The organism is Scandinavium sp., assembly GCF_051650185.1.
Lineage (GTDB): Bacteria > Pseudomonadota > Gammaproteobacteria > Enterobacterales > Enterobacteriaceae > Scandinavium.
On the sequence record NZ_JBOFIN010000144.1, the window covers coordinates 1 to 10,349 of the forward strand.

Annotated in this window: 10 protein-coding genes and 2 tRNA genes; 5 read left to right on the forward strand and 7 right to left on the reverse strand. The window is 52.9% G+C overall.

What is annotated here, in order from left to right:
* The 3 genes from ACRCWW_RS19860 to cysZ form a co-directional block, all read right to left on the reverse strand.
* A partial coding sequence (locus ACRCWW_RS19860) for an HPr family phosphocarrier protein (protein ID WP_438683934.1) occupies positions 1-61 on the reverse strand: 61 nt, incomplete at its 3' end.
* A 380-nt stretch (positions 62-441) separates the two neighbouring features.
* Positions 442-1,413, reverse strand: a complete 972-nt coding sequence (cysK, locus tag ACRCWW_RS19865) for a cysteine synthase A (RefSeq protein ID WP_438683925.1) — start codon at positions 1,411-1,413, stop codon at positions 442-444.
* A gap of 171 nt (positions 1,414-1,584) precedes the next feature.
* Positions 1,585-2,340, reverse strand: a complete 756-nt coding sequence (gene cysZ, locus ACRCWW_RS19870; protein ID WP_438683926.1) for a sulfate transporter CysZ — start codon at positions 2,338-2,340, stop codon at positions 1,585-1,587.
* 231 nt (positions 2,341-2,571) lie between these two features.
* Between cysZ and zipA the strand changes: the two genes are divergently transcribed.
* From zipA to ACRCWW_RS19885, 3 genes are all read left to right on the forward strand, one after another.
* Entirely contained in the window at positions 2,572-3,609 is a 1,038-nt protein-coding gene (gene zipA, locus ACRCWW_RS19875) for a cell division protein ZipA (protein ID WP_438683927.1), read from the forward strand.
* 69 nt (positions 3,610-3,678) lie between these two features.
* Positions 3,679-5,694: an NAD-dependent DNA ligase LigA gene (gene ligA / locus ACRCWW_RS19880; RefSeq protein ID WP_438683928.1), complete on the forward strand. Its 2,016-nt coding sequence runs from the start codon at positions 3,679-3,681 to the stop codon at positions 5,692-5,694.
* Position 5,695: 1 nt separating this feature from the next.
* Positions 5,696-5,914 (forward strand): DUF3820 family protein, encoded by a 219-nt coding sequence (locus ACRCWW_RS19885; RefSeq protein WP_438683929.1) that lies wholly within the window; start codon positions 5,696-5,698, stop codon positions 5,912-5,914.
* Here ACRCWW_RS19885 and ACRCWW_RS19890 read toward each other — a convergent pair.
* Entirely contained in the window at positions 5,911-6,909 is a 999-nt protein-coding gene (locus ACRCWW_RS19890; RefSeq protein ID WP_438683930.1) for a bile acid:sodium symporter family protein, read from the reverse strand. The genes ACRCWW_RS19885 and ACRCWW_RS19890 overlap by 4 nt on opposite strands.
* An 89-nt stretch (positions 6,910-6,998) precedes the next feature.
* Between ACRCWW_RS19890 and ACRCWW_RS19895 the strand changes: the two genes are divergently transcribed.
* Positions 6,999-7,925 carry a LysR substrate-binding domain-containing protein gene (locus ACRCWW_RS19895; RefSeq protein ID WP_438683931.1) on the forward strand — a complete coding sequence of 309 codons (927 nt, stop codon included), beginning with the start codon at positions 6,999-7,001 and terminating at the stop codon, positions 7,923-7,925.
* Here ACRCWW_RS19895 and ACRCWW_RS19900 read toward each other — a convergent pair.
* The 3 genes from ACRCWW_RS19900 to ACRCWW_RS19910 form a co-directional block, all read right to left on the reverse strand.
* A complete protein-coding gene (locus ACRCWW_RS19900; RefSeq protein ID WP_438683932.1) occupies positions 7,916-8,260 on the reverse strand; it encodes a FlxA-like family protein in 345 nt (114 codons plus the stop codon). The genes ACRCWW_RS19895 and ACRCWW_RS19900 overlap by 10 nt on opposite strands.
* 220 nt (positions 8,261-8,480) lie before the next feature.
* A tRNA-Lys gene (locus ACRCWW_RS19905) sits at positions 8,481-8,556 on the reverse strand.
* Positions 8,557-8,598: 42 nt separating this feature from the next.
* Positions 8,599-8,674: transfer RNA gene (locus tag ACRCWW_RS19910), tRNA-Val, on the reverse strand.
* Positions 8,675-9,045: 371 nt separating this feature from the next.
* Between ACRCWW_RS19910 and gltX the strand changes: the two genes are divergently transcribed.
* Positions 9,046-10,349 (forward strand): glutamate--tRNA ligase (gltX, locus tag ACRCWW_RS19915; RefSeq protein WP_438683933.1); only part of this gene is annotated, 1,304 nt, incomplete at its 3' end.

Here is a 10,349-nt window from a genome sequence, read left to right on the forward strand (position 1 = left end):
GAGCAGCAGGGCGGGTGTGCAGACCGTTCGGAGCGGTAATGGTAACTTCTTGCTGGAACATTATATTTCCCCAACTTATAGGTTTAGTGTTGTGGAACTAAAGTCTAGCCTGGCGGCTACACTTTAGCCTGTATAGATTTAGCGCCGGCGGACACGAAAACGACACAGAAGGTCTGACGCAATCCTGGCAGGCACTTCTGGCCGGTGACGTTTAGCTCGTCATTAAACATTATGCCGCGAAAGCAGGATTTGAACCAAATCATAAAATCGATTCAGCACGCTGAAATCGACATTTGAATAATTTCGCGCTTCAAAATAAATGTGATGGTTAAATACCAGACCCGACGGGGGGAAGCAATGCCAGGTGGGGCAAAAGTATGACGTATGCCACAAAAAAGCACCCTGGCGGGTGCTTTTTTACGCAACGTTGACACTCTGGCATTACTGTTGCAGTTCTTTCTCGGTGAAGAGATCGGCAAACAGTGCGGTGCTGAGGTAACGCTCACCCGAAGAAGGTAGAATAACCACTATATTCTTGTTGGTAAAGGTTTCATCTTCCTGCAGTTTCAGCGCGGCTGCGACGGCTGCACCCGAAGAGATCCCCGCCAAAATGCCTTCTTCTTCCATCAAACGACGTGCGGTCGAAATCGCTTCATCATTCGTGATAGTGATGACTTTGTCGATAATCTTCAGATCCAGGTTACCTGGAATGAAGCCTGCGCCAATGCCCTGAATTTTGTGTGGGCCTGGTTTGATCTCTTCGCCTGCCAATGCCTGAGTAATAACAGGGGAATCTGTTGGCTCAACCGCGACGCTAATCAGGTCAGTTTTACCTTTTGTGCCTTTAATATAACGAGTGACACCCGTTAGCGTACCACCAGTCCCCACGCCGGCGATAAACACGTCAACCTGACCGTCAGTATCTTCCCAGATTTCCGGGCCGGTGGTTTTTTCGTGGATTTCCGGGTTTGCCGGGTTGCTGAACTGTTGCAGCAGCAGGAATTTTTCCGGATCGCTGGCAACAATCTCTTCTGCCTTCTGAATGGCACCTTTCATGCCTTTCGCGCCTTCGGTCAGCACCAGATTGGCCCCGAGTGCTTTCAGCAGTTTGCGGCGCTCCACGCTCATGGTTTCTGGCATGGTCAGCGTCAGCTTGTAGCCACGGGCCGCAGCAACATAAGCCAGCGCGATGCCGGTGTTGCCGCTGGTTGGCTCAACCAGTTCGACGCCCGGTTTCAGCACACCACGTTTTTCGGCATCCCAAATCATATTGGCACCGATGCGGCATTTGACGCTGAAGCTCGGGTTGCGGGATTCCACCTTCGCGAGGATGCGTCCATTACCGATTCGGTTCAGTCGAACCAGCGGCGTATGACCGATTGTCAGCGAGTTATCTTCAAAAATCTTGCTCATAGCCAGTCCTTAACTGTCTGAAATTTGGGAACGACTCCAGCATACGCAGATGGTCATGATGTGGAAGGAAAGTTTTCGTATAACGATATGCTGATGTGAAATAAAGGTTATCAGTATGGAATAAGGGACGACATTCGTCGCCCCGGCTTTACCTTTATATACAGAAGAGGGTCATTTCCAGAGCGCGTGCTTATCGCGATAACAGTCAACCCACATGGCGGTGGCACCACAAATAGCCACTGGCAGAATGACCAGGTTCAATATCGGGATCATGGTGAAAAGGCTTGTGAGCGCGCCAAACTGCATGTTCGTCACTTTGCGTGAGCGCAGCGCTTCTCGCATGGTTTTGAAAGGCACTTTGTGGTTATCAAACGGATAGTCGCAATATTGAATGGCCATCATCCAGGCGCTGAACAGGAACCACAGCACGGGCGCGACGGTTTGGCCAATCCCCGGAATGAAGTACAAAATCAGTAATACCAACGCGCGGGGCAGATACCAGGCCAGCTTTTGCCATTCGCGCTTCATGATTCGCGGGACATCTTTCATTACGCCCAGCACGCCAGTATCCGGCGGGGTGGCGCCTGTTAACCGTGCTTCGAGCTGTTCTGCCAGTAGCCCGCTGAAGGGCGCTGCAATAAGGTTTGTGAGGGTAGAGAAGAGATACCCAAAGACCAGTAATACTGAGATAACTACAATTGGCCATAGCAGATAGCTCAGCCACTGCAGCCAGTCTGGCACCCGACTCATCAGCGACGGGATCCAGTTACCCAATTCGCTAAACAGCCACCAGAAGGCACCGCCCATCAAAACGATGTTCACCAGCAGCGGCAGAAAAACGTAACGACGAATGCCGGGCAGGCGGATGAGTTTCCAGCCCTGAGAAAAATAGTAGACCCCGCTACGGGGTGCAGATGAGGAAACCATGGTCTGGCGATACTCCTTTTGTAAAATGTCCTGGCAGTTGCAAAGCAATTTTATCGGGTTGGCGGACGATAACCAGTTAGGAAATGTTCGAAAAAACAGCAAAAAGCACGATTTGGTTCATCTTTATTGTCCGAATTCCTGGTACACACTTGCACTTGACGTGATGGGCAAATACTCTTAGTGAGTAAATGTTTGCCGTGGTGGCAAGGTGTTAGAACAACAGAGAATATAATGATGCAGGATTTGCGTCTGATATTAATCATCGTTGGCGCGATCGCCATAATTGCACTCCTGGTTCACGGTTTCTGGACCAGCCGCAAAGAACGTTCTTCGATGTTCCGCGATCGCCCAATGAAACGCATGAAATCGCGTGGCGACGAAGCGTCGGATGATGACGACTTTGATGACGATGGTGTAGGTGAAGTTCGTGTTCATCGAGTGAACCCTGCCCAGGATATGCACGCCGGGGAGCATGATGCTGCCCACCAGGCGCCGCAACACCAGTACCAGCCGCCTTATGAGCGTCAGGTGCAGCCGCCGGTACGTCATGAGGAGCCCGCTCGTCAGCCCGCACCGTCTCAGCAGCCAGTGCGTCAGCAGCCGGTTCACCAGGCACCTGTGCAGCAACCCGTGGAACAACGTCCACCGGTTCAGCCTCAGGTCACACCACAGCAGCCGGCACCGCAGTATCAGCAGCCTGTGCAGCAGCCTCATGTTGCTCCGTCACAGCCGGTTCAACCTGCTGTTGCTGAGCCTCAGCCCGTTGCTCCGCAGCCTGTCGCACAGCCGTCAGCGCCTGAACCACAACCGGCAGCCGTAGAAGAACCACAGCCAGTGAAACAGGAACGCAAAGAGACTGTTATTGTTCTCAGCGTTGCAGCCCATCAAGGCTCGCATATTAACGGCGAATTGCTGCGCAACAGCATCGAGCAGACCGGGTTTGTGTTTGGCGATATGAATATTTATCACCGCCATCTCAATCCTGGCGGCGGCGGTCCAGCCTTGTTCAGTCTTGCTAACATGGTGAAACCTGGCACGTTCGACCCGGAAAACATGGCCGACATGCAGACCCCGGGTGTCACAATCTTTATGCAGGTGCCGTCCTACGGTGACGAACTGCAAAACTTCAAACTGATGCTCCAGTCGGCACAGTACATTGCGGACGAAGTCGGTGGTGTGGTGCTGGACGATCAGCGTCGCATGATAACGCCACAGAAAGTGCGCGATTATCAGGATCGCATTCGCGAAGTGAAAGAAGCCAACGCCTGATAAGTCAGGCGTACCGCACCCTTACTGAACCCCCGCCTGTCGGGGGTTTTTTATCATTGATGGTGGGATATGGAACCAATCGAACAACAACTGACAGCACTGCGAACCACGCTTCGCCATCACGAATACCTGTATCACGTTATGGATGCGCCGGAAGTGCCAGACGCCGAATACGATCGGCTGATGCGCGAACTGCGTGAGCTGGAGGAGAAACATCCCGAGCTCATTACGCCGGACTCCCCAACTCAGCGCGTGGGCGCGGCTCCCCTCACTTCCTTCAGCCAGATCCGTCATGAAGTCCCGATGCTTTCGCTGGATAACGTCTTTGATGAAGAGAGTTTCGTCGCGTTCAACAAGCGAGTTCAGGACAGGCTGAAAAGCACTGATGCGCTCACTTACTGCTGTGAGCTGAAGCTGGATGGGCTGGCCGTCAGCATTCTGTATGAAAACGGGGTTTTGATACAGGCCGCCACTCGCGGGGATGGCACCACCGGGGAAGATATTACCGCTAATGTGCGTACCATCCGTGCCATACCGCTGAAGCTCCGTGGGGATAATATTCCAGCTCGTCTGGAAGTGCGCGGTGAGGTGTTCCTGCCTCAGGCGGGCTTTGAGAAAATCAATGAAGATGCGCGCCGTACGGGCGGGAAGCTGTTTGCTAACCCGCGTAACGCGGCGGCAGGGTCTCTTCGCCAGCTTGATCCAAGAATTACCGCGAAGCGACCACTTACTTTCTTCTGCTATGGCGTGGGTATTCTGGAAGGTGGCGAATTGCCAGCCAGCCATCTGGGTCGTCTGCAGCAGTTTAAAGAGTGGGGCTTGCCGGTCAGTAATCGAGTGAAGCTCTGCAACTCTCCTGAGGAAGTGCTCGCTTACTACCACAAGGTTGAAGAAGACCGTCCGCATCTTGGTTTTGATATCGACGGTGTGGTCATCAAGGTCGACTCCCTTGCATTACAGGAACAACTCGGCTTTGTAGCGCGCGCACCACGCTGGGCCGTGGCCTTCAAATTCCCGGCACAAGAACAAATGACGTTTGTACGTGATGTGGAGTTCCAGGTCGGCCGCACTGGTGCGATTACACCAGTAGCACGTCTGGAACCTGTTCAGGTCGCTGGTGTGCTGGTCAGCAATGCCACTCTGCACAATGCCGATGAAATCGAACGTTTGGGCCTGCGTATCGGCGATAAAGTCGTGATTCGTCGTGCTGGTGACGTTATCCCTCAGGTGGTGAACGTTGTGCTGTCTGAACGCCCGGAAGAGACGCGTGCCATCGAATTCCCGACGCATTGCCCGGTTTGTGGTTCTGATGTGGAACGCGTTGAGGGTGAGGCGGTGGCTCGTTGTACTGGCGGTCTGATTTGTGGCGCACAGCGCAAAGAAGCGCTGAAACACTTTGTCTCGCGTCGTGCGATGGATGTCGACGGCATGGGCGATAAAATCATCGATCAGCTGGTTGAGAAAGAATACGTCCATACTCCGGCAGACCTCTTCCGATTGACGGCGGGCAAACTCACCGGTCTGGATCGCATGGGGCCAAAATCAGCGCAGAATGTGGTGAGTGCCCTGGAAAAGTCCAAAGAGACAACCTTTGCGCGATTCCTCTATGCGTTGGGCATCCGGGAAGTCGGAGAAGCCACGGCTGCCGGGCTTGCCGCACATTACGGCACGCTGGACGCTCTGCTTGCTGCCTCCATTGAAGACCTGCAAAAAGTACAGGATGTCGGCATCGTGGTCGCGACTCACGTCTTCAACTTCTTTGCTGAAGAGAGTAACCGTGAGGTAATTCAGCAACTGCTGCAAGAAGGTGTGCACTGGCCTGCGCCGGTGGTCATTAATGCCGAAGAGATTGACAGTCCGTTTGCCGGGAAAACTGTCGTGCTGACTGGCAGCCTGAGTCAGATGTCTCGTGATGATGCCAAAGCGCGCCTTGTAGAGCTGGGAGCCAAAGTGGCGGGCAGCGTATCGAAGAAAACGGATTTAGTGATTGCCGGGGAAGCGGCGGGGTCGAAGCTTGCGAAAGCACAAGAGCTGGGCATTGCGGTCATCGACGAAGCTGAAATGTTACGCCTGCTGGGAGCCTGAAGTGGAAAAAGAGCAACTGATTGATATCGCTAACACCGAAATGCCCTTCGGCAAATACAAAGGCAGGATGCTGATTGATTTGCCGGAAGAGTATCTGCTGTGGTTCGCCCGCAAAGATGAATTTCCTGCCGGGCGACTGGGCGAGCTGATGGCGATTGCGTTGCTGATTAAAACCGAAGGGCTGACACATCTTGTTCAGCCCCTCAAACGTCACCGCTAGGCTTTCACCTCATCGTCGGCATTTTTAGCCTGCAGCTCGTCTGCCTGACGTTTATAGCGACGAGCCAGCACTGCGCAAACCATCAACTGAATCTGATGGAAAATCATGAGCGGCAAGACCATCATGCCGATCATGGCGGTAGGGAAGAGAATATTGGCCATCGGAATGCCGTTGGCCAGGCTCTTTTTTGACCCGCAGAACACAATCGTAATTTCATCTGCCTTATTGAAGCCACATTTGCGGGCCACCACGGTATTCACCACGATAACAATCGCCAGCAGCACAATACTCACCACCACGATAAACAGCAGCGAACCCACGCCAACTTTATGCCAGATGCCGTTGACCACCGCTTCACTGAAGGCGGAGTAAACCACTAACAGAATCGACGTCTGGTCGGTTTTGGAAATCCATTTTTTATTGCGAGCGACCCATGCGCCAGTCCAGGGGCGGGAGAGATGACCCAGCACGAAGGGCAGTAACAGCTGCAGCATGATCTTGCCGACCTGCTCCAGGCTGCCTTCCGCGCCGTGAAGGTTCATCAGCAGGCCAACCAGCAAGGGAGAAACAAATATCCCAAGCAGACTTGAAGCTGAGGCTGAACACACGGCTGCGGCGACGTTGCCGCCAGCCATGGAGGTAAAGGCTATAGCGGACTGAACGGTTGCTGGCAGGATGCAGAGATATAAAAAGCCGTTGTAAAGCGCCGGGTCGACATCGACGGGTGCCCAGCGGGCGAAAAGCACACCTAAAACCGGGAACAGCACGAAGGTGCTGCACATCACCCACAGGTGTAAACGCCAGTGGCTACCGCCAGCAATGATGGCTTCACGTGAGAGCTTCGCGCCATGCATAAAGAACAGCAACGCAATGGCGGCGGTGGTTAACCCTTCGAAAAACGGCACGAATCCCCCGCGAGCGGGAAAGAGAGAAGCCAGCAAAACCGTGCAGATCAGCGTCAGCGTGAAGGGGTCAAGAATACGAAAAAGTTTCATAAACGCTCCTGAAAGTGAATGACGCTATTGTGCTTTTTTCACTTTGAGAAATAAAATTGATTTATTGCATTCATTGATGAATAAAAAAGATGAATTACTCTCTGCGTCAACTGAAGGTCTTTATTACCGTCGCTCAGGCCAGAAGCTTTAGCCGGGCAGGGGAGATGATTGGCCTGAGTCAGTCTGCGGTCAGTCACAGTGTGAAAGAGCTTGAGTATCAAACGGGCGTACGTTTGCTGGACAGGACTACGCGAGAAGTTGTGCTGACTGAAGCCGGACAGCAGCTTGCCGCCCGTCTTGAGCGTTTACTAGATGAACTGAACAGCACGTTGCGCGATGCCGGGCGAGTGGGGCAGCAGCTAAGCGGCACGGTGCGCGTTGCTGCCAGCCAGACGATATCGGCGCATCTCATCCCGCAGTGCATCGCGGACAGCAATCAGCGCTATCCCGAGATAGATTTTGTCCTCCACGACAGGCCGCAGCAGTGGGTGCTTGAAAGCATTCGCCAGGGGGAGGTTGATTTCGGCATTGTGATTGATCCGGGCGCAGTAAGCGATTTGCAGTGTGAAGCGATCCTCTCTGAACCGTTTTTTGTGCTGTGCCGACGGGATCATGCTTTCGCCTCTTTGCCTTCAGTTTCCTGGCAGGCGTTACAGGAGGCCAGGCTTGTTTTGCAGGATTATGCCTCCGGAAGCCGCCCGCTGATTGATGCTGCGCTGAGGCATCATGAAATAGAGGCCAAAATTGTTCAGGAAATTGGCCATCCGGCGACGCTGTTTCCGATGGTGGAATCAGGAATAGGTATCAGCATTTTGCCAGCGCTGGCGTTGCCGTTGCCACAGGGAAGTCAGCTGATGGTCAAACGGCTGACACCGGTGGTAGAACGTCAGCTGATGCTGGCACGACGGAAAAACAGATCGCTTTCGACCGCAGCGCAGGCGCTGTGGGACGTGGTCGGACAGCAGGCCAAAGCCCTGACGGCGGCCAGGATGCACGATCCTTTGTATCAGACGTAAATATCTATCTGGTGATCGTCTGAAGGATTATTCACGCCAGTCATCGGTGTGGCAGGCTGCTGTTGAGCCATCTCTTTTTCTGCTTGCTGGCGCTGAAGCTCTGCCAGTTGCGCTTCAAGCATAGTGATTTGTTCCTGAATCAGCTCCGCTTCTTTTTGTTTTTCATCCGCATCACCGGGGCCGTCGGCAATGGTTTTCAGTTGCTGAGTCAGTTTGGTAATTTGCTGCGTGATACGAGTTATCTGCGAAGAGGTGTCGTTACCCTGCGGGGAAGCATTTACGGTTGTCGTTTGCAGGCCAGGGGCAGAGGAAGAGGGCATTGAAATGGCGGCCATCATTAACTCCTTTTAAAGGGGAAAATGGAGTTATCGGCATAAAGCTATAGGTGCTTGAGGGAAAAGTTTGGGGGAAGGATACTGCTGGTCGCTGCAAGAGGTCGTGCAGGATGACTCGCTTTGCTCGCCCTTCGGGCCGTTGCTAAAGCAACGTTATCCTGCACATTTAGCACAGAGCCCAGAAACAACAAAAGCGCCGAAAAGCGCTTTTGTCTGAATTTGGTGGGTCGTGCAGGATTCGAACCTGCGACCAATTGATTAAAAGTCAACTGCTCTACCGACTGAGCTAACGACCCATCCAGTACCTGAATAATCAGGTTTTCGTGACGGCGAAAGTATGGTGGGCGATACCGGGTTCGAACCAGTGACCCCCTCCTTGTAAGGGAGGTGCTCTCCCAGCTGAGCTAATCGCCCGCCGTCAACGAGGGCCGCATTATAGGGGCTAAGCGTTGAGAGTCAACGGTTTTTTTAGCCAAACTGTACGTCCGTCGTAAAAACAAGCTATTTGATTTATTTTTCCACAAAATGACTTTTTTTGCATCGCTTTAGCCTGCAACGCGTTAGTTACCTTGGTGCATTCTGGGGGGAGTGCTAAAATAAGCGCCACTTTTCAGTTTTATTCGGTGTGCTCTTCTCTATATATAGCGTTTTGCAGGTTAAACCGTGACGGTGTGCTGTGAGTGCTGTGTGTAGTGGCGTTGTGATGTGAGGTATCACGCCGGTAACTACTGACAGAATTTTATACCTGCTTATATCTACAGCTTTAGCAAAGGCCTGGATTCACCATGAAAATTAAAACGCGTTTTGCGCCAAGTCCTACCGGTTATCTGCATGTGGGTGGTGCTCGTACCGCTCTTTACTCTTGGTTATATGCCCGTCGTATGGGCGGTGAGTTTGTTCTGCGGATTGAAGATACCGATCTGGAGCGTTCTACTCAGGAAGCCATCGATGCCATTATGGATGGGATGAACTGGCTGGATCTGGGCTGGGATGAAGGTCCGTATTATCAGACCAAGCGTTTTGACCGTTACAACGCCATCATCGATGAGATGCTGGAAGCCGGTACCGCATACCGTTGCTATTGCTCTAAGGAGCGTTTGGAAGCGCTGCGTGCTGAGCAGGAAGAGAAGAAAGAGAAACCACGTTACGATGGTTGCTGCCGCGATCACGCGCATAACCATACTCCGGATGAGCCGCATGTGGTGCGTTTCCGTAACCCACAAGAAGGTTCAGTGATTTTTAACGATCTGATCCGTGGTCCGATTGAATTTAGCAACCAAGAGCTGGATGACCTGATTATCCGCCGTACCGATGGTTCGCCAACCTACAACTTCTGTGTGGTTGTGGATGACTGGGATATGGAGATCACGCATGTTATCCGTGGTGAAGACCATATCAACAACACGCCGCGTCAGATCAACATTCTGAAAGCGCTGGGTGCACCGGTACCTGAGTATGCCCACGTATCGATGATCTTGGGTGATGACGGTAAGAAGCTGTCTAAGCGTCATGGTGCGGTGAGCGTGATGCAGTACCGTGATGACGGTTACCTGCCAGAAGCGCTGCTGAACTATCTGGTGCGTCTGGGTTGGTCCCATGGCGATCAGGAGATCTTCTCGATTGCCGAGATGGAGCAGTTGTTCTCGCTGGATGCGGTAAGCAAATCAGCCAGTGCGTTTAACACCGATAAGCTGCTGTGGCTGAACCATCACTATATCAACCATGCTGATCCTGCGCGTGTTGCTGAGTACTTGGCGTGGCATATGCAAGATCAAGGGATCAACACCGAAAATGGTCCGGCGCTGACTGATATCGTTAAGTTGCTGGGCGAGCGTTGCAAGACACTGAAAGAGATGGCAGCGGCTAGCCGTTACTTCTTCGAAGATTTTGCTGCGTTTGATGAAGATGCAGCGAAAAAACATCTGCGTCCGGTCGCGCAAGCGCCATTGGAAGCGGTGCGTGCGCGTCTGGCGGAAGTGGAGTGGAACGTTGAGGCGATTCATACCGCTATCCAAGCTACTGCCGATGCGCTGGAAATTGGCATGGGCAAAATTGGTATGCCACTGCGTGTCGCGGTGACCGGTGCCGG